Source organism: Pseudomonas sp. 3A(2025) (assembly GCF_054589175.1).
In genome coordinates this window covers 18,571-37,733 of record NZ_BAAILM010000099.1, presented here as the reverse complement: position 1 = coordinate 37,733, position 19,163 = coordinate 18,571, and the positions used below count along the sequence as shown (strand labels likewise).

19 protein-coding genes are annotated in these 19,163 nt (G+C 61.8%); 9 read left to right on the top strand and 10 right to left on the bottom strand.

The window, feature by feature from the left end; all coding sequences use genetic code 11:
- Window positions 1-7: 7 nt before the first annotated feature.
- The 4 genes from ACYP2A_RS25965 to ACYP2A_RS25950 all read left to right on the top strand — a co-directional run bounded on the left by ACYP2A_RS25965 (window position 8) and on the right by ACYP2A_RS25950 (window position 2,812).
- Window positions 8-892: a type II secretion system F family protein gene (locus ACYP2A_RS25965; RefSeq protein ID WP_459748797.1), complete on the top strand. Its 885-nt coding sequence runs from the start codon at window positions 8-10 to the stop codon at window positions 890-892.
- Between the two features lies 1 nt (window position 893).
- Complete coding sequence (locus ACYP2A_RS25960) at window positions 894-1,784, top strand: type II secretion system F family protein (protein WP_459748796.1); 891 nt, start codon at window positions 894-896, stop codon at window positions 1,782-1,784.
- 72 nt (window positions 1,785-1,856) lie between these two features.
- Entirely contained in the window at window positions 1,857-2,546 is a 690-nt protein-coding gene (locus ACYP2A_RS25955; RefSeq protein WP_459748795.1) for a tetratricopeptide repeat protein, read from the top strand.
- Window positions 2,543-2,812 (top strand): DUF3613 domain-containing protein, encoded by a 270-nt coding sequence (locus ACYP2A_RS25950; protein WP_459748794.1) that lies wholly within the window; start codon window positions 2,543-2,545, stop codon window positions 2,810-2,812. The genes ACYP2A_RS25955 and ACYP2A_RS25950 overlap by 4 nt, the downstream gene beginning before the upstream one ends.
- Before the next feature lie 54 nt (window positions 2,813-2,866).
- Here the strand turns inward: ACYP2A_RS25950 and ACYP2A_RS25945 are convergent, their stop codons facing one another.
- Window positions 2,867-3,640 (bottom strand): response regulator, encoded by a 774-nt coding sequence (locus tag ACYP2A_RS25945; RefSeq protein WP_459748793.1) that lies wholly within the window; start codon window positions 3,638-3,640, stop codon window positions 2,867-2,869.
- Between the two features lie 140 nt (window positions 3,641-3,780).
- The gene (locus ACYP2A_RS25940; protein ID WP_459748792.1) at window positions 3,781-4,251 is read right to left on the bottom strand and encodes a prepilin peptidase; all 471 of its coding nucleotides are present in this window, start codon (window positions 4,249-4,251) and stop codon (window positions 3,781-3,783) included.
- Between the two features lie 73 nt (window positions 4,252-4,324).
- Here ACYP2A_RS25940 and ACYP2A_RS25935 point away from each other — a divergent pair, with 73 nt between their 5' ends.
- Window positions 4,325-4,783 carry a TadE/TadG family type IV pilus assembly protein gene (locus ACYP2A_RS25935; RefSeq protein WP_459748791.1) on the top strand — a complete coding sequence of 153 codons (459 nt, stop codon included), beginning with the start codon at window positions 4,325-4,327 and terminating at the stop codon, window positions 4,781-4,783.
- Window positions 4,773-7,544, top strand: a complete 2,772-nt coding sequence (locus tag ACYP2A_RS25930; RefSeq protein WP_459748790.1) for a PAS domain-containing sensor histidine kinase — start codon at window positions 4,773-4,775, stop codon at window positions 7,542-7,544. The genes ACYP2A_RS25935 and ACYP2A_RS25930 overlap by 11 nt, the downstream gene beginning before the upstream one ends.
- A 3-nt stretch (window positions 7,545-7,547) precedes the next feature.
- On the opposite strand, the gene ACYP2A_RS25925 is transcribed toward ACYP2A_RS25930, so the two are convergent.
- On the bottom strand, window positions 7,548-9,593 hold the full coding sequence (locus ACYP2A_RS25925) for a TadG family pilus assembly protein (RefSeq protein ID WP_459748789.1): 2,046 nt from the start codon (window positions 9,591-9,593) through the stop codon (window positions 7,548-7,550).
- A gap of 153 nt (window positions 9,594-9,746) precedes the next feature.
- On the opposite strand from ACYP2A_RS25925, the gene valS reads away from it, so the two are divergent.
- Complete coding sequence (gene valS, locus ACYP2A_RS25920) at window positions 9,747-12,323, top strand: valine--tRNA ligase (RefSeq protein WP_459748788.1); 2,577 nt, start codon at window positions 9,747-9,749, stop codon at window positions 12,321-12,323.
- Window positions 12,324-12,344: 21 nt separating this feature from the next.
- On the opposite strand, the gene ACYP2A_RS25915 is transcribed toward valS, so the two are convergent.
- The 5 genes from ACYP2A_RS25915 to ACYP2A_RS25895 all read right to left on the bottom strand — a co-directional run bounded on the left by ACYP2A_RS25915 (window position 12,345) and on the right by ACYP2A_RS25895 (window position 15,383).
- The gene (locus ACYP2A_RS25915) at window positions 12,345-12,908 is read right to left on the bottom strand and encodes a DUF4136 domain-containing protein (protein WP_459748787.1); all 564 of its coding nucleotides are present in this window, start codon (window positions 12,906-12,908) and stop codon (window positions 12,345-12,347) included.
- An 18-nt stretch (window positions 12,909-12,926) separates the two neighbouring features.
- Window positions 12,927-13,553: a DUF4136 domain-containing protein gene (locus tag ACYP2A_RS25910; protein WP_459748786.1), complete on the bottom strand. Its 627-nt coding sequence runs from the start codon at window positions 13,551-13,553 to the stop codon at window positions 12,927-12,929.
- A gap of 19 nt (window positions 13,554-13,572) precedes the next feature.
- Window positions 13,573-14,343: a methyltransferase domain-containing protein gene (locus ACYP2A_RS25905; protein WP_459748785.1), complete on the bottom strand. Its 771-nt coding sequence runs from the start codon at window positions 14,341-14,343 to the stop codon at window positions 13,573-13,575.
- The gene (locus ACYP2A_RS25900) at window positions 14,340-14,645 is read right to left on the bottom strand and encodes a MazG-like family protein (RefSeq protein ID WP_459748784.1); all 306 of its coding nucleotides are present in this window, start codon (window positions 14,643-14,645) and stop codon (window positions 14,340-14,342) included. The genes ACYP2A_RS25905 and ACYP2A_RS25900 overlap by 4 nt, the downstream gene beginning before the upstream one ends.
- Before the next feature lie 120 nt (window positions 14,646-14,765).
- Entirely contained in the window at window positions 14,766-15,383 is a 618-nt protein-coding gene (locus ACYP2A_RS25895; protein WP_459748783.1) for a TetR/AcrR family transcriptional regulator, read from the bottom strand.
- A gap of 343 nt (window positions 15,384-15,726) precedes the next feature.
- Here ACYP2A_RS25895 and ACYP2A_RS25890 point away from each other — a divergent pair, with 343 nt between their 5' ends.
- Together ACYP2A_RS25890 and ACYP2A_RS25885 are read left to right on the top strand one after the other, a co-directional pair.
- Window positions 15,727-16,395: a DUF3313 domain-containing protein gene (locus ACYP2A_RS25890; protein WP_459748782.1), complete on the top strand. Its 669-nt coding sequence runs from the start codon at window positions 15,727-15,729 to the stop codon at window positions 16,393-16,395.
- A gap of 188 nt (window positions 16,396-16,583) precedes the next feature.
- Window positions 16,584-16,721: a hypothetical protein gene (locus ACYP2A_RS25885; protein ID WP_459748781.1), complete on the top strand. Its 138-nt coding sequence runs from the start codon at window positions 16,584-16,586 to the stop codon at window positions 16,719-16,721.
- A 77-nt stretch (window positions 16,722-16,798) separates the two neighbouring features.
- On the opposite strand, the gene ACYP2A_RS25880 is transcribed toward ACYP2A_RS25885, so the two are convergent.
- Both ACYP2A_RS25880 and ACYP2A_RS25875 read right to left on the bottom strand, forming a co-directional pair.
- Complete coding sequence (locus ACYP2A_RS25880) at window positions 16,799-17,659, bottom strand: MaoC family dehydratase (protein ID WP_459748780.1); 861 nt, start codon at window positions 17,657-17,659, stop codon at window positions 16,799-16,801.
- Window positions 17,660-17,691: 32 nt separating this feature from the next.
- Window positions 17,692-19,047: a 3-oxoacyl-ACP reductase gene (locus ACYP2A_RS25875; RefSeq protein WP_459748779.1), complete on the bottom strand. Its 1,356-nt coding sequence runs from the start codon at window positions 19,045-19,047 to the stop codon at window positions 17,692-17,694.
- Window positions 19,048-19,163 lie beyond the last annotated feature (116 nt).

The window sequence follows — 19,163 nt, the reverse complement described above, 5'->3', positions numbered from 1 at the left end:
CACCAGGATGAAGGTGATCTGGATTCTGGCACTGATCTTCATCCTGTTGCTGGGTATGGCCGGGTATCTGTTTTATGTAAGCCTCAATCGCGGTGCCAGCGAGCGGATCATGCAGCGCCTGAATCAGGGCCAGGTGACGCCGAGCACCACCAAGCCCGGATTGCAGCGTCTGGAGCGGGCGTTTTTGCGCGCAGGAATGGGCCGCCCCACCGACCGGCTGGGGCTGGCACTGACGGTGTGGGCGCTGGCGGCGCTGCTGGGCTATTTGCTGGGCGGCGTGTTTGGGTTGATCGGTGCCGTGCTGGGCGCGCCGCTGTTGCTGCGCCTGTATGTGTCGTGGCGCTATCGCAAGCGGGTGCGGCGCATGATTGAACAATTGCCGCAAATGCTCGACCACAGTGTGCGCAGTCTCAAGTCCGGGCGGACCCTGGCCGATGCGGTGCTGCATGGCATCGAGGCCGCCGATCAACCGCTGCGCGACGGCATGGGGCGTATCGAGCGCAACGTGCAACTGGGGGTGAGCCTGCCGGATGCCGCGCAGGACTTTGCCGAGCTGTACGAGCGCGACGAGTTTCACATGTTTGCCCTGGGGCTGCGGGTCAACCACCGCTATGGCGGCAATGCCAGCGAATTGATGGAAAGCCTGATCAAGCTGATTCGCGAGCGTGACCAGATGGCTCGCCAGTTAAGCGCGATGACCGGTGAAACGCGCATGACCGCCGTGGTACTGGCCTCGCTGCCGCTGGCCATGGTCGGTTACTTTCTGCTGACCAACCCCAACTACCTGATGCACATGTGGGACGACGACGGTGGCAAGACCCTGATGCTGGCAGCCTTCGGTTTTCAGGCGGCGGGTTGCCTGGCCCTGTGGCGCATGATGCGGAGTATCTGACATGGTCCTGCTGATGGTGAGTGTGCTGATGTTTTTGATGGCGATGGCACTGCTGTTGTCGAACATCGCCAGCCAGCGGCGCAATGAACGCTTGGTGGCCCAGCGCCTGAAAGGCCAGGTGGTACGTGAAAGCCGCATCGGCAGCTGGCTGCGCCTGCTGGGTGACACCCGTCTGGGGCATCGGGTGATCAGCATGGACAGCGAAACCCAGGACCTGCTCAACCGGGTCGGCTGGCGCCGGGCGAGCAAGCGCTCGCTGTTTGCGGCGTGTCAGATCGGGGTGCCGATCGGGCTGTTGGGCGTGACGCTGGCGGTGCAGTTTCTGTTCTACAAGGATATCGAGCAGCCGATCGTGGCGCCGATGTTTGCCGTGGGGCTGGGCTATATTTTGCCCAAGCGTATCCTGGCCGCCGCTGCCAAATACCGCCAGAAGCAGGTGGTGGTCGAGATTTCGACGTTTATTCCGTTGCTGCGCATCCTGTTCGAATCCGGGATGGCGGTGGAGCAGGCACTGCGCGTACTGAGCAATGAAGGCAAGGATTTGCTGCCGGTGCTGTCCGAAGAAATCCGCCTGATTCTGATACGGGTCGACTCCGGGCTGGAGCTGGGAGAAGAGTTGCGCAAAACCTCAGGGTTGCTGGCGGTGGACGAGTTCAGCGACACCTGTGTGATCCTCAATCAATTGATCCACCAGGGTGGTGGTGCGCTGCGCTCGTTGCTGGCGCTCAAGCAATTGATCGACGACCGGCGCCTGACGCGTCTGCAAGAGTACATTTCCAAACTGTCGGCGAAGATGTCGGTGGTGATGATGCTGTTTCTGTTTCCGGCGCTGCTGATCGTGTTGGCGGGGCCGGGTTTTATTGCCCTGAGCCATGCGCTGGGGAGCAAGTGATGCAGATCGCTCAAGATTATATTGGCCTCGTAGGAGCGGCTTTAGCCGCGAATGTACAAGGAAAGACAACGCATGAAGGCAGTGATCGCAGCATGTGCACTTTTGATGCTGGGCGGGTGCGCCACAGGCGGCCAGACCGCCTGGTTGCCGGGCGGGCAGTCCAGTCAGGGCGATTGCCCCAAGCTGACGTCCGATCAGGAATTTACCCTGAACATGGCGCAGAACATGGCTGACGAAGGCCGCCTGCACGCCAGCCTGGCCAACCTCGAAACCCTGCCGGGGGACCTGGGCGAGGTGCGCCTGCGCAAGGCGCGCATCTGGCGCCTGCTCGGCAGCGGCGAGGCCGAACCCTTGTACAGCAGCCTGCTCGGCACCTGCCGCGCCGCCGAAGGCGAGCATGGCCTGGGTCAGTTGGCGGCAGCCCGTGGCGATTACAGCAAGGCCCAACAGTACTTGCTGCGTGCCTCGAAACTGGCGCCCACTGACGAGAAGATTCGCAACGACCTGGGCATTGCCTACCTGAACCTGATGAAAACCGATGAGGCTCGCTTTCAGTTTTTGACCGCGCTTGAGCTCAAGCCCGGCGACACCCTGCCGGCGCAGAATCTGGTCACCCTGCTGATTTATGAAGACAACTGGCAACGCGCCGCCGAATTGACCACGCGCGCAGGACTGACACCGCGTCAGGTCAGCGAGGCGCAACAACGCGCCGCGCAATTGAAAACACCGGCCAGCCGTACCCCACGAGGAGCGACCCCATGAAACCTGTAGTGCTTGCCGGGCTCTGGGGGCTCGGCTTTTGCGGCGCGGCCTGGGCTATCGAGCCCGGACCCTCAGCACCAACCCAGGCGCAGACCGAGGCCTGGTTGCAGCTACAGGTGCGCGGCGATGCCGCGAGCAAGGTGGTGCAGACCCCAACCCCGAGCGAGCAGGAACAGAGCCTGCAACGCTGGCTGGACAGCTACAAACATCCTATTCCGGAGTTTTATGATCAGGAGTCGGGAGGGAAGATGGGCTCGGGCAAGTAACGGGCATGAAGCGTGATTGCAGCTGTGGTCCACAGGAGCGGCTTGCACCGCCCCTCAATGCGCCGTCGTCTGCCGGCGTGCCGCACCGCTGCCCAATGCAAGAGCAAGCTGCGTGCGGTTGTGCATGTGGGTCTGGCGCAGCACTTGCGAGACATACAGTTTGACGGTGTTTTCGGTGATGCCCAGTTCGCAGGCGATCTGGTAGTTGGTCTGGCCCTTGCCGACCAGCCGGGCAACGTCCATCTGCCGGGGCGACAGGTCGGCAAACAGCGCCGGGACTTCAGCCTCGACGTCGTCCTGTTCGATGTCATTGGCCGATGGCTGCACGCCGCGTGGGCGGGCCTTGTCCAGGTCCTGATAAAGATCGTCGATGGAGGCCGCCAGGTATTGCAGCTTCTCATTGAGCACGCCCAGTTGCTGCATGCTGCGCTGGCGCTCCTGCAGGGCGACTTCCTGACGTTGCAGGCCTTCAAGCAGTTCTTCGAGGTCGACCGGCTTCTGGTAATAGTCGGAGATGCCGGCGCGTAGCGCGCGGATCACGTCCTTTTTCTCTGCGCGACCGGTGAGCATGATGGCTTCGAACAGGTGCTGCTTGCCGCCGATCAGCTTCATCGCCTCGACCAGCTCGATGCCGTTCATGCCGGGCATGTCCAGGTCGCAGAGCACCAGCCCGATGTCGGGCTGGTCACGAAACTGCTCGATAGCCTCACGGCTATTGGTGCACTGCACGCAGATATAGCCACTGTTCTCAAGAAACTCACTGAGTTCTTCGACGATCAGCGGTTGATCATCGACTACCAGAACCTTTACTGCCGAATACTTGGTCACACGCGACTCCCTGGCGACTTGTCCCTGATCCCGGCCAGCCGTAAGCGCACTGCGTGGCAGAGCGCTGCGAACCTGGCGGGTATGCAATAAACCTAGACGCACTTGCTGACTCTGTACATAAAAATGCAGCGCGATTCAGACTAATGGATGCAAACCGCTACCAGTAGCAACCCCGCAAACAGCAACGGCGAGAAGGGAAATTTTTCTGTCATATCGGGGTTCATGGCCGCATAGCGTTGGGCAAACATTTGACCGGCATGGCGAAACAGTGGACGGCGAATCAGCAGCCAGAGGACGGCGGCCATACCGGCGCCAATAAAAGTGCCCAGCAGGTACAGGCTGTTGCTGGCCAGCGCCAGTGCAGCCAGCAATTTGACGTCACCGGCGCCCAGGCGCCCCATCGCATAACCGGGCAGGGTCATGGCCAGGGCCAGCAGCAGCGCCCAGCCGCCTTGGGCGGCGGTGTCACCCAGCCAGGTCTGGCCGCTGTACAGCAACCACACTAACGCCGCGATAAAACCGCCGAGAGTCAGCCCGTTGGAAATCTGTTTATGCCGTGCATCCTGTTCGGCGCAGATCGCGAACCAGGTGAGTAGGAAAAGTAATTTCATTGCGTAAAAAACGTCCTGTTTTTCTGAAAGAACCTATGCTCATTGCAGGAGCATTGTCAGGGTAGACGTCGACATGCGTGCCAACCAATTATCTGGGTCACGCCGCCAGAAAGGCGCCGCTGCGATTGAGTTCGCCGCCGTATTCGTGATCTTTTTTGGCGTTTTCTATGCAATGGTCAGCTATAGCCTGCCGCTGTTGATGATGCAGTCATTCAATGCCGCCGCCAGCGAGGCGGTGCGTCGCAGTGTGGCGTTGAGTCCGGCGATTGGCACTGCCAACTACGCCACCCAGGTGGTCACCCAGGCAAAAAGCACGGTGCTGAGCCAGCTGGACTGGATGCCGGCGTCGCTGAAGTTCAACGCGAGCTATATCAAGGTGACCTTTACCAGTGGTCTGCTGACCGTTGCCATCGACTATCCCAAGACCGAGCTGGTCAAAGTGCTCCCCGTGCTGACCCTGCCATTCATCGGCGAGGTGCCACAGCTGCCCACTAACCTGTCTGCCCAAGCGAGTCTCCAACTTGTCCCTTGAAAAAAGCCGTTTGAGCCGTTGGTTGGGGCGCTCGGAGGCGCCTGCCAGCGCGCCGTCTGTACCGTTGAGCGCGGAGCCTGAAGCGATCGGCGCCGACCTGTACCTGCTGCTCGACGAAGAAGGACGCCTGCAAAGCCTGAGTCCGTTATTGCTCAACCGTCTGGGTCTGATTGGCAGCACGGTGGTCAACCAGCGCCTGATGAGCCTGCTGCTGCCCAACAGCGCGCTGGTGATCGAGGGCGTGCCGCAGGACTGGATGGGGCACATGCTCGACCTGGACTTTCGCAGCAACGACGGCCACACGCTGCATGCCCGGGGCTGGGTGCAGCACCACGGCAAGGGCTGGCTGTTGCAACTGCTCGACATCAGCGACCTGATGGAGGAGGCCAGCGCTGCACGCATTCGCCAGCAATGCTTGCGTTTTGCCGGGACCATGGCCGAGAAAGTCCGCGTGTGCAGCACCGAGCGGCTGGCCACGGTGGTCACCGAGCAACTTCAGGAACTGGCGCAGATGTGGCGCATTCCGTGTGTGGCGCTGGCGTTGCCCGAGGCCAGCGGCGTTGGCTGGCGGGTCTACAGCCAGTACAGCGCGCACACTGCGCCCGAGCTGTGGCAGGTGGGCCAGCGGCTGGGCACCGAGTTTGACCGGCTGGACGTCAATGTCGCTCATGCCTTGCACTTTGCCGGGCACAGCGAGTTGTCGCCGTTGCAGGGCATGTTTGGCAACGCCGATGGTTTTTTATTGGCGCACAGCCGCGACAGTGTGGCCCGCGCCTGGCTGATGTTTGGCTTCTACGATGCACAGCAGCAAGCCCCGGACCTGGGCGAGCGCGAATGGCTGAACCTGTGTTCGGCGCTGGCGGGCCCTGTGTTGTTTCGCTTGTCCGAGCAGCATAACCGCCACCATGTCGAGCGCCTGGCGGTGTTGCAGGACCTGCTCGGCACCGGCTGGTGGGAACTGCTGCCGGGCAGCGACGAGATTCTGATGGCGCCGCAACTGGCGCGCAGCCTGCGCCTGAGTGACCGCGTCGAGCGCCTGTCGCGGCAGGACTGGCTGGCGCTGATTCACCCCGCCGACCGCCAGGAGCTGTCGAGCCGACTGGTGCAACTGCGCGATAAAGGCACGCCGATGCTGCTGTGCGTGCGTCTGGCGCAGGCCGATGCGGCGCAGGACACGGTCTGGTTGCGCATTCAGGGCCAGGCACTGATCAGCGGTCAGGTGCAGCGGGTGCTGGGCTTCATGCTCGATGTCAGCGACATCAAGAACCAGGAAACCGAGGCGGCGGCCGCGCATGCCCGGTTGGGTAACCTGATCGCCAGTTCGCCGGCGGTCATCTATGTGCAGCGCTACGACCAGGGCAATCTGGAGCCGACGTTTTTCAGCGACAGCCTGACCCCGTTACTGGGCTGGACCCTGGCCGACTGCATCGACGGGCAACTGGCCGACTACATTCACCCCGAGGACCACGATGTGTGGTTCGAGCGCAATCGTCAGTTATTGCGTGAAGGACTGGTCAGCCGCCGTTACCGCTTGCGCGACAAGGACGGCCGTTATCACTGGCTGCTGGATGAAGCGCGGCTGCTGCGCGATGACCTGGGCATGCCGGTCGAGGCCGTCGGCCTGTGGCTGGATGTCACCGATGCCACCCTGGCCGCCGAGCGTGTGCGCGAAAGTGAGGAGCGCTACCGGATTCTGGTCGAGGACTCACCGGCGATGATCTGCCGCTACACCCCGGACCTGGCGCTGATCTTCGGCAACCGCCCGCTGGCGACCTACCTGGAGTGCGACCCGCAGCAACTGCCCGGTATCAATCTGGGCGACTGGTTCAGCGACGAGCAACGCGCCGACTTTGTCCAGCGCATTGCCCAACTGACTCCCGAATCGCCGATGAGCACCGCCGAGGTGTGTCTCGAACTGCCGGGCCGCGAGCATGCCTGGTGGGTGTGGGCCGACCGCGGCGTGTTCGACGCCGACGGCACGCTGGTCGAAATCCAGGCCGTGGGGCGCGACAACACCGATGTGCGCCGCTCGCGCATGCAGCTCAACCAGAGCGCGAAAATGGCCACGCTGGGCGAAATGGCCACCGGCCTTGCCCACGAAATCAATCAGCCGCTGAACGTGATGCGCATGGCGGTGATCAACGTGCTCAAGCGTCTGGAGCGCGGCAATGTCGATGTCGAGTACATCACCGAAAAGCTCAACCGCATCGACAGCCAGGTGCAGCGCGCCGCGCGGGTGGTCGACCACATGCGCGTGTTTGGCCGGCGTTCGGAAATCCAGGAACAGGTGTTTGACCTGAACGACGCCATCGAGGGCACGATGGCCATGCTCAACGAGGGCATGAAAGGCAAGGGCGTGCAGGTGCACGTCAGTGAGCGTGGTGCGCCGGTGCAGGTGCGCGGGCATGGCGATCAACTGGAACAGGTGCTGATCAACCTGATGGTCAACGCCCGCGACGCGATGCTCTCGCGCAAGGAAACCACCCATCCTGACCTTGAGCCCTGCATCAACGTGCAGGTACAGCAGGACAGCGACACGGTGTCGATCACTGTGCAGGACAACGGCGGCGGCATCGATCCACGCTTGATGGAGCGTATTTTCGAGCCGTTCTTTACCACCAAGCCGGTGGGCGTCGGGACCGGGCTTGGGCTGTCGGTCAGTTACGGGATCATCGAGCAAATGAGCGGCAAGCTGAGTGTCAGCAATGTCGATGAAGGCGCGCAATTCAAGATCGCCTTGCCGGTGGTCAAGGGCTCATAAATCCTAGATCACCAGCGTCGCCTGGCCGATATTGCAACTGAGGTTGGCGCCGACATCGGCAGGGTTGAGTGTCAGGCCCAGACTATTGAGCAACGGGTCGACCAGTGAGGTCAGTAGCGGCTTGACGACCTTGCCGATGATTTCCGTGTTGACCAGTGCAAGCACCTGATTGAACAAGCTGCCGGTAGCGCTGATCAGGTTGCCCAGTACGTTATTGACGATGGGCTTGTAGACCTGCACCTGGACCCCGGACACGACCCCGTCGAGCACGGTGCTGGGCAGTACCGAGGCCACATTGTTGAGGTAATAGGGCGGCTGGCCGATTTCCGGCAGGTTGGGTGAGGTGAAAGTGCTGTTGGTGCTGGCGGCCGTGCCGACAATGGCATTGTTCAGCGTGCCGAAACTGAGCCCCAGGCCGCCACCGACATAGGGTGTGCGTGCGGAGCAGGTGCCCAGCAAGCCCAGCAGGATGCTGCATTTCTTGGTGCCGATATCGACGATTGGCAGCGGCAGGGCGACGACCGCCGCCGGATCGGTGCTGGCCGGAAAGGCCGCTGCGCTGTCGATCAGACCCAGGCGAGCACTGAGCAGCGTGGCGGTGGTGCGTACGCTTAACGACTTGTTGGTGTTGCTGGTGCAGCTGTAACCGGTCACATAGCTCTCGGCAGCGGCCAGTGCCAGACTCAAGTCTATCCGCGGGCCCTGGCTGGTAGAGCTGCTTGAAGTCAGGAACTTGATGTCGGTCACTGTGCACGGGCTGGCCAGCAAGCAAGACAAACCGCCGACCAGTTTGACAAGGTTCAGGCTCAGGGCGCCGTTCAGGACCGGCGTCAGGTTGTTGACCAGATCGGTCACAGCCGACAGCGGTGGCCCATTGAGCAACGTATCCAGAATCGGCAGGTTGATCGAAATCAGTGCCCGCGTCTGCGCGGTGCGCACATAGATACGATTCGGGTCATTGAGTACCGGGATGCTCGGGTTGACCTTGCTAGGGTCGCCGATGGCCGACAGCTGTGGCGGTTCGATCACCTGAATGCGTGTGGTGATCGTGGCCAGCGGGGCCAGGTTGATCTGTGCAGACGTGGCGATGCCGTTTTTCTTGTTCGCCACCTGAGCGAGGGTTTGCAACAGGTCGACCAGACGCAGTTGCGTGGTCAGCCCGCTAATATCGGTGCCGCTCTGCACCTTGACCAGATCGCCGAGGGTGATGGTCGCACTGCCGATGGAGGCCTGTAGCGCTTGCAGGCCCAGGATCGTGACGGCGGTGTTCGCGGTACTGTTGGTTTGCAGCAGGTTGATCGTGCTTTGAATCAATTGGTTGAGCGTGACGTTGGTCGCCAGCAACTGGTTGTAATCCAGCGCTGTCAGGTTGAGGTCTAGCTTGAGCCGGTCCAGGTAGCTGAGCAGGTTCAGATTGGTGTTTATCAGGCCGTCCCAACTGGCCGCGCTGAGGTTGAGGCTGCCACCCAGCAGGTTACTGAAGATCAGGTTCAGCAAGGCAGAGTTGGCACTGGTGATCTCTGCCGCAACGCTACGAATGCTCAATTGCGCCAGCGGCGGCGCGGCGGCGGCCACTGCCGTGGCGCTCAAGGTAATGGTGGTCGACTGCGGTCCGCCGCTGAACAGCGACGCGATGCCGGCGGCAATGCTGCGCTGAACGGGGTGCGAAACCACCACCTGAACGGCCTGGGTGCTGGTCGAATTGCTGACGAAGGTGCGCCGGTTGTCGGCGGCATTCACGCTCAGGGTGCCGCAGGTGACGGTAATGGTGCGGTCATCGACATCGGGCGGGAAGCCGTTGCGGGTCGCGCTTTGGCGGGCAAATGTCGACGCGCTGTTGCCGCTGGCGCAGTTACCCTTGAGGGTCGCCGCCTCCAGCGCCGACATGTCGGCAACCCGTTGCAACGAGCGCTTTTCCAGATACAGCCGCCCGCTGTCGACCACCGTGACCATGAACAGCATGGCCAGGCCCAGGGTCAGGGCTGCCATCAGACCAATTGCGCCTCGCTGCCTTGCGGGCGGCGCAATATCACGTTTCAGGGGAGACATCGGCACTCCTTTGGCTCACTCACCTGCCTGTCGGGAGTGTAGTAAAGGCGCAAGGCCCTCGCTGGCAACGGGCCATTCAATTGGATGGGTGGTCATGGGTTTACCAATTGCGCCGCAACCGCTATAAAAGACGCTCAGGCGCAACATGTTGTTGTGCCCTCTGGCGATATCCCGGGAGGATGCCATGTCACCGTTAAACGTATAACCCTGCCGATAGACCCCACCGTCACACCCTCGCTCGACACCCTCGAACATCGCTGGTCCCGCCGCTGGCTCGAAGAAGGCACTTACGCCTTTGATCGCCGCGCACCGCGTGAAGCGGTTTACTCCATCGATACCCCGCCGCCCACTGCTTCCGGCTCTTTGCATGTCGGGCATGTGTTCAGTTACACCCACACCGATATCATTGCGCGCTTTCAACGCATGCGCGGCAAGGCCGTGTTCTATCCCATGGGCTGGGACGATAACGGCCTGCCTACGGAACGCCGGGTCGAGAATTACTACGGCGTGCGCTGCGACCCCGATGCGGCCTGGCAGGCCGATTTCCAGCCGCCGGATACAGTGCCTGCGCGGCGCGGGGATTTTGCGCCGATCAGCCGGCGCAATTTTATCGCGCTGTGCCACCAACTGACCGCCATCGACGAGCAGGCTTTCCGGGCGTTGTTCGTGCAGTTAGGGCTGTCGGTTGACTGGAGCCTGACCTACGCGACCATCGATGAACGTTCACAGCGGGTCAGCCAGCGTGCCTTGCTGCGCAATTATCAGCGCGGGGAGTTGTACAGCCAGCAGGCGCCTTGTTTGTGGGATGTCACCTACCAGACGGCGGTGGCCCAGGCAGAGCTGGAAGACCGCGAGGTCGCCGGCGTCTGGCATGACCTGCACTTTACCGCCGGCGATGGCGCGCCGTTGAGCATCGCCACCACCCGGCCCGAGCTGCTGGCGGCTTGCGTGGCCTTGGTTGCGCACCCGGACGACGCGCGTTATCAGGCGCGTTTCGGCCAGCGGCTGCGCTCGCCGCTGTTCGACGTCGACGTGCCGCTGCTGGCCCATGCACTGGCCGACCCGGATAAAGGTACCGGGCTGGTGATGGTCTGCACCTTTGGCGATTTGAACGACGTACTGTGGTGGCGCGAGCTGCAATTGCCGACGCGTTCGATCATCGGCCGCGACGGGCGCTTGCTGAGCGAAACGCCGGACTGGCTGAGTTCACCTGCCAGCCGTGAAGCCTGGACAGCGCTGGCCGGCTTGTCGCTGAACGCGGCGCGCAAGCGCTTGCTGCCGCTGTTGCAGGCCTGTGGCGGGATAAGCGGCGAGCCACGGCCGATGCGGCATGCGGTGAAGTTCTTCGAGAAGGGCGACCAGCCGCTGGAGATCGTTGCCACCCGCCAGTGGTATTTGCGCAATGGCGGGCGCAGCGCCGATTTGCGTGAACAATTGCTGGCGCGTGGCCGGGCGCTGGACTGGCATCCACCGTTCATGCGCAGCCGCTACGAACACTGGGTTGGCGGGCTGAATGGCGACTGGTTGATCAGCCGCCAGCGCATCTTCGGCGTGCCGCTGCCGCTGTGGTATCGCCTGGACGCACAGGGCGAGGCGGATTACAGCGCGCCAATTCTGCCCGATGAAGCCGACTTGCCGATCGATCCGACCCTCGATACGCCGCCCGGTTATCAGCCTGAGCAGCGCGGTCAGGCGCTGGGCTTTATCGGTGAGCGCGACATCATGGATACCTGGGCCACCAGTTCGCTGACCCCGCAGATTGCCTCTGGCTGGGAAGAGGCCGACAGCCTGTTCGCTCAGGTCTGGCCTATGGATTTGCGCCCGCAAGGCCACGACATCATCCGCACCTGGCTGTTTTCGACGTTGGTGCGCAGCCATTTCGAGCACAGCGCTGCGCCGTGGCGGCACGTGGCGTTGTCGGGCTGGATCCTTGATCCGGACCGCAAGAAGATGTCCAAGTCCAAAGGCAACGTGGTCACCCCACAAGCCTTGCTGGATCAGTACGGCAGCGATGGCGTGCGTTACTGGGCGGCGCTCGGTCGGCCGGGCAGCGATACGGCTTTTGAAGAGCAACAGATGAAGATCGGCCGGCGCCTGGCACTCAAGCTGGTCAACCTGTCGAAATTCGTACTGGGGCTGCCGGGTGATCCGGATGGGTGTGTCGACCAGCCGCTGGACCTGGCCATGTTGCAACGGCTTGGCGCGGTGACGCTGGCCGCCACCACGGCGCTGGAGGGTTATGACTACAGCACTGCGCTGACCCGCATCGAAGGATTTTTCTGGTGGTTTTGCGATGACTACGTCGAACTGGTCAAGCGTCGCGCCTATCGGCCCGAGGAGCATTCGGCGAGGAATGCGCTGGCCAAAGCACTGAGTATCGTGCAGCGGTTGTTTGCGCCGTTCATGCCGTTTGCGTGTGAGGAGGTCTGGCGCTGCTGGCAGCCAGAATCGGTGCATCGGGCCGGCTGGCCGCAGGGCCAGGCCGCCGACGATTTTGTCGAACCGATGCTCGACGGCGTGAGCGCGGTACTGGCGGCGATTCGCAAGGCCAAGTCGGATGCGAAATTGTCGATGAAGGCGGCGGTTGAGCGGGTCGAGGTGATTGATCAGCCCGCGATGCTGGAATGGCTGGTGCAAGCGCAGGAGGATCTGCGCGAAGCCGGTCAGGTTGACGCACTGCTCATGAGCGAAGGCCCGCAACGTACGGTGCGGGTCTGGCTGCAGGCATGATGTAGCAGGTACGCGCTGCGCTTAGCGTGGCGGGTACTGCTCCAGAATCTTCGCCACGGTATTGCGCACCGCTGTCTCGCGCGCAGCCGGGTCAGCCTGGTTCTGGTCGAGAATCCGCTCGGTGCTGCCGCGCCAGACCAGCTTGCCGTCCTTGCCGTCGAACAGGTCGATCTGCAGGGTGGTGACTTTATAGTCGACGCTGCGGGTTTCACTGGCCATCGGCCCGCCCCAATAGCCATAACCGCCCCACGGACCCCAGCCACCACCGTAGTTGGTGCTGACCAGTTGCTGGCGATCTTCGACGATCAGCCAGGCCTGCACCTTGAGATCGACCGGGGCGCCCTTGGCTGCCTGGCGCAGGCCACGCTGTTCGAGTTGCTGGTTGATCGAATCACGAATGCGCTGTTCGGTCAGGTCGCTTTTGAGCCGCGGGTCGGCCGGCTGGTACTGCACGCCGGGCTCTTGCCAGCTCCAGTTGCGGTAACCGGCGAAGTCGCGACGGGCATCGAAGTCACGGTTGACGTTACTGCTCTGGCAGGCGCCGAGCAGCACGGTAAAAGACAACACGGCAAGACGAAGATACATGGCAGTTTCTCCAGGGAATTAGGACGGAGGATACGCCGTCAGTGCCTGTTGCACAGCCTGGCGCAATGCCTGGCTGCGGGTGGCCTGGTCGTTGCCGCTGGGCGCTTCGGCGCTGGCGCTCCAGACCGGCTGGCCGGTGCGCGCATCGAACAGTTGAATGTTGACCACCAGCACTTGCTCTTGATACGTGCGTGTTATGGGCACCGTCGCGTAACCGCCATAACCGCGGTGATAGCCGCCATAGCCCATGCCGCCGGAATAATAAGGGTCGTTGTAGTCTTCGCGCACCTGACGCAGGCGGGTTTCGAGCCGGCTGCCGGCTTGCACATAAAGGTCGGCACCGGCTGTACGCGACGGGCGCAGGCCGCGCTGGTCGAGCCCGTTGCTGATCGCCTCGCTGATCTGTGCAGGATCCACCCAGGCAGAGCCGGTTGGCGGTCGGTCGTCCAGCCAGCGCCAACTGCGGTACTGGGCGTAGTCGCGCGGCGCTGCCGGGTAGGCGCTCAGGTCGATGGCCTGCGCGGCTTGCGGCGGGGCCGGTGGCAAGGGGCTGGAGACCGCACGGTATGGGTTTTCGCTCTGACAGGCGCTGATGGCCAAGGCCATGGCCAGCACGGCGAGCCGAGGGTTTACCTTGATGTTCATGCGCGGTCTCCGGTGTGGTTTACACGGGGCGGCAGATCCAGTGCAGATAACGACCCAGCCCTGCAAAGGCCGGGTGCCGGCGATGGCTCAGTTCCATTTCCAGCAGTTGCTCGAGTTCGGCGCGCTTCTGGAAATCGATCGGCATGTAGTCGTGGAACACTCTCACGCCGCTTTGAGTTTCGACCCGCCATTGCGCGCCGAGTTGCGTGGCCATTTCTCGCGGGTCCAGAGGTTCTTGCGGGGTGAGGCTCTGTTTCTCGCCGGCCAGGCTGTCGCCGCGCAGTTTGCGAAAGTGGCCCTTGAGCAGGTTGCGGTACACCAGCGCATCACGGTTGTAAAACGCCAGCGACAACCAGCCCTCGGGACGGGTCAGTCGATGCAGCACCGGCAGGATGGTGTACGGCTCGGCCAGCCATTCCAGCACGGCGTGGCACAGAACCAGGTCGTAAGGTTCGTGCAGCAGGTCAGGCAATTGCTGCCAGGGTGCCTGGATGAACGTCGCCGACTGGCCGGCCTCGCTAAAACGCTGGCGCGCGCCTTCAAGCATCGGCGCGGCGGGTTCGGCGAGGGTCACTTGATGGCCAAGGCTGGCCAGCCACAGCGACATATGGCCCAGGCCCGCGCCGATGTCCAGGACCCGCAACGGGCGCGCGGGCAAGGCTTCGGTCAGGTCGGCCTGTAATACCGCCAGACGGATCGCGCCCTTGGCGCCACCATAGATTTTCTCGGCAAAGCGGGTGGCAAGTTGATCGAAATGCCGGTCGCTGCCGGTGATGTCCAGATCGGTCATTTGGCAAACCTGCGTTCGCTGTCGGCCAGCTTGCTGCGCACCACCTCGTTCATGTCCAGCCCCAGCTCGCTGCACAGCAACAGCAGGTACAACACGATGTCGCCAACTTCCTGGCCGGCATGCGCGAGTTTTTCGGGCGGCAACTGGCGCGACTGGTCTTCGCTCAGCCACTGGAAGATTTCCACCAGTTCGGACATTTCGACACTGGCGGCCATGGCCAGGTTTTTCGGGCTGTGAAACTGCTTCCAGTCGTTGTTATCGCGGATACGGTGCAGGCGGGCGGTAAGTTCTTCGAGGTTCATCAATGGTCTCCTGAGGGCGCATAGCTTCAGGTGCAATGGCCGGACAGGCAAGTGGCGCAGGCATATTTGCCTGCGCCGCCAGGGCCAATATCCGACCGACCGAGTACGTGTCTGCGTTTTTCAGCGTGGAGCCGCACCGCCGAGAAACAGGTCCACGGCATTGGTTACCATCTCCTCGATTTGCGCCAGGGTCACCGGTTGTGGTGCTTGCTGGAACAAACGCTCATCGGGTTCGGCAGTCAGCAGCGAAAGAAACTGCTTTGCCCGGACTCTTGGATTGGCATTGTGCAGTTCGCCGTTTTGCATGGCGCGGGTGATATGCGCGCTCAGCGCATCAATGCATTGGCTGGGGCCTGACTGGTGAAACAGAACACCGATTTCCGAGCGCCCGGATTCCGCCAGAACCATGCGGTACACCCGTATAGCGGTCGAATCATTAAGGATGATCATCAGCATCCTTCGGCCGAACTGCAGCAACTGCTCCTTCAAGCTAACGTGCTCCGTTGCGGTGGCCACCAGTCCAGAGACGGCGTCGTTCAGGTGGGCTGTGGCATACATTTCCACCACGGCAACGAACAGCTCCTCCTTGGACGGAAAATAGCCGTATAGCGTGGCTTTGGACCCACCCAAGCGTTTTGAGACCTCGTTCATCGAGGTGCCTTCGTATCCCAGTTCAAGAAATACGCTGGCAGCGGTTTCTACAATGGCAGCACGTCGAGCAGCGGTACGAATCTTCATTTTTCTCCAAAACTATACTCGGGTGTACATTTTCGATTGACGCATGGCAGCCAACCGTCTAAAACTATACGGGCTGGTACAGTTCTGGTGGATGCCGTGCACCATTGTAGACGATGACTCGCCGATTACTTGAGGGCAGCCATGCTCCTGACGGGACCTGAATGAATCAGGTGTCAGATAATCCCTTATTGCTGAGGCTGCTTAAAGTGCTGTCTGCGCCAGTGCCTGGCGTTGATTTAATTGGCGTTCAAAAAGGGTCGTCGGTTGATGGGTAATCAAGGGCTGAATGTTGTATCGGCGAATCCGTAAAATCAAATCAACCGATTGAATTGGAGCGTTCTGCATGCGTTGCCTCGAATCTATAAAGCTGATTGGACTTTTACTCTTGAGTAGTGTGATTGTCGGTTGTGCCAGCCAGGAACCGTTTCCGTACACGGGGATTGAGTCGTCGCGTGAAATGCGCCTGAATGAAAAAGACACCACCGGCCGTATTCCCTTTAACTACACGGCGGCCGTTAACTGGGATAACTATGATCAGGTCATACTTGAACCTGTGGTGATCTACGCTGGGCCCGATGCGCAGTTTTCCGGGCTGGAGCGCAACGATAAAGTAACGCTGGCCAATGACATGACGGGCAGGTTTTCGGACGCACTGGGCCAGCATTTTCGATTGACTGCGAGGTCTGCGCGCGGGACCCTCAGAATCCGCCTTACTTTGACCGGGGCCGAGGCCACGGTGGCCGGCTTGTCAACCTTCTCTCGTTTCGATATCGGTATGGGCTCCTATAACCTCGTTCAAGCGGTGCGTGACCGTAAAGGCACATTTACCGGTTCTGTCAGTTATGCAGTTGAGATTTTTGATGCTTCTACCTCACAGCTACTGGAGTCTTATGTCACCCGTCAATATCCGAAGGTATATGACATAGGTGCAACTTTCGGGCGCTTGTCAGCGGCGCAAGTCGGTATTTCCAGAGGCGCTGATGCGTTGGTTTATAGTTTGCTCTCACATTGATTTAGGGTGACTGTTTTTAAATGAATCCTTTGGGTTGTGTCATTTTTAATTCGGGTTCAACAAGTGCTTACCGGGTGAATAGGATGAAAAAACGACTGCTTCTTATATGGCTGTTGCCGATGACGTTGCTCGGCGCTTGTGCCCCACACAGTGATTTCGAGCGCAGGGGTTATAGCCAGGATTCGCGGATGCGAGAAATGCAACGCCAGCGGGAAATCGATCAGGTGCGCGAGCGGGAACGCGATCGGGAAATGGAGCGCGAGCGCGATGTTGATCGCATTCGCCAGCTGGAGCGTGACAGGGACCGTGAACGTCAGCCCTGGTAACAGGCGAATATCGGCGGCACGGTTGCAACAGGGCCAAGACAATGGCTCGCCAGGCTACCAGGCCGCCGCTCTGGTCGTTATCCCTCGATCGGTTTCCATTCCCCGGTCATGTGCTCGATGCCCGCTTCATGGCCGTCGACCCTGAACTGGCCATGCGATCCCGCCGCACTGGCCGACAGGGTCACGCTGCCGGGCAAGCGCACCGGCTTGTGAAACTGCACGGCAATCTCGACGTTCGAGGCGGGCAGGTGATCGGCCAGTGCCGCCAGGGTGCGGGCCTTGAGCCACATGCCGTGGGCGATGGCGGTAGGGAAGCCGAACAGCTTGGCGCTGGGTGCACTCAGGTGAATCGGGTTGTAGTCGCCGGACACCTTGGCGTACTGCCGGCCAATGGCGGCAGGAGTCTCCCAGCGAGTGACCTCGCTCAGCGGCAGCGGCGAGGGTTCGAAGTCGCCGCCTATGGCACCGTCGAGTTTGACGTTTTTGCACAAAAAGGTGCTGTGTTCTTCCCACAGCAGGCCCACACCGTCGTCGATCTGCGTGACCAGGTTAAAGGTCGCGCCCTTGGCGTGTGCTTGCAGGTCGGTGGCCTGCACGCTGACATAGACCTTGCTTACTCCGCCGAGCGGGCGATGGATGCTGATACGGTTGGCCAGATGCACCAGGCCCAGCAGCGGAAAGGGAAAGTCTGGCGCGGTCATCAACTGCATTTGTAGCGGGAAGGCCAGCACGTGCAAGTAGGTGGGCGGCAGCAGGCTGCTCTCGGCAAAACCGCACACCTCGCGGTAGACGGCGAGTTTGCCGGCGTCTACGTCAAGCCAGCTGCGCAGGCCCAGGTCCGGCAGTTGCGTGCCACTGACCTTGCGCCGCAGAGCGGCCTGGATAAACAGGTTGGGCAACGGTTGCAGGCTTTCGAGGTATCGCCAGTGAGCAGTCATCTTGCATGTCCTCCTTGTACGGGTTGGGGGCTTCAGGCCCCAATGACACTTTGTCCACACACGCGCAGCACCTGGCCGCTGACCGCACCGCTGCCCGGCTGGCCGAGCCAGGCCACCGCTTCTGCGACGTCCTGCGGCAAGCCGCCCTGGCCCAGCGAGCTCATGCGTCGCCCGGCTTCGCGCAGGGCAAAGGGCATGTGTTCGGTCATGCGGGTCTCGATAAAGCCCGGCGCCACGGCATTGATGCTGATGCCGCGTGTCTTCAGGGCTGGCGCCATGGCCCGTGCATAGCCAATCAGCCCGGCCTTGCTGGTGGTGTAGTTGGTTTGCCCGCGATTACCGGCAAGACCGCTGATCGAGGCCATCAGCACGATGCTGGCGCCGTCGTGCAGGGTGCCGCTGTCGAGCAGCGCCTGGGTGAGTTTTTGCGGCGCATCGAGGTTGATGTTCAGCACCGCGTCCCATAAATCCGGGGTCATGTTGGCCAGGGTCTTGTCGCGGGTGATGCCGGCGTTGTGCACCAGAATGTCCAGGCCGTCGGGCAGGTGTTCCTGCAATTGGGCGGCGGCATCGTCGGCAGTGATGTCCAGCGCCAGCGCCTGGCCACCCAGGCGTGAGGCAAGGGCTTCGAGGTCGGCGCGGGCCTGCGGCACATCCAGCAGGATGACCTTGGCGCCGTCGCGGGCCAGGGTTTCGGCAATCGATGCACCAATGCCCCGGGCGCTGCCGGTGACCAGTGCCCGGCGCCCGCTCAAGGGCCGGCTCCAGTCCTGCACCTGGCCGCTGGAGGCGCTCAGGTGCAGCACCTGGCCGGAAATGAACGCACTCTTGGGCGACAGGAAAAAGCGCAGTGCGCCTTCGAGCTGATTTTCGGCGCCGGTATCGACACGCAGCAATTGCACGGTGGCACCGTCGCGCACTTCCTTGGCCAGCGAGCGGCTGAAACCTTCGATGGCTTGCTGGGTGCTGGCGGCCAGCGGGTCGTCGAGGGTATCCGGGGCCAGGCCGAGAATGACGATGCGCGCACTGCGTTCAAGGTGGCGCAGCAACGGCTTGAAGAAGTCGCGCAACTGCACCAGGTGTTCGTTGCGTTGCAACTGGCTTGCGTCGAACACCACCGCTTTCAGACGCGGGCTTTGTTCGGCGACCCAAGGGCTGGCGCCAGACACATCGCTGCCGAGCGTGTATTGCGCATCGGTCAGCCGCGCGGCAAACGACCGGACCTGATCGGCCAGGGGGCCGGCACTGATCAGCAGGGCACCTTCGATGGGGCGCAGGCGTCCTGCCTGCCAGCGTTCCAGACGCGTCGGGGTCGGCAGGCCCACGGCTTTCACCAGCCGACGGCCCATGTCGGAATTGGCGAAATTGATATAACGGTCGGACGACATGGAACACTCTCCTTGAGTCGGGGTTCAAAGCAGTGGACCACAGGGGTGCGACATTTGTTCGTGTCTGGGCTGTACTGTTCGTCCTGTGCCGGACTTATCCACAGCACGACTTATCC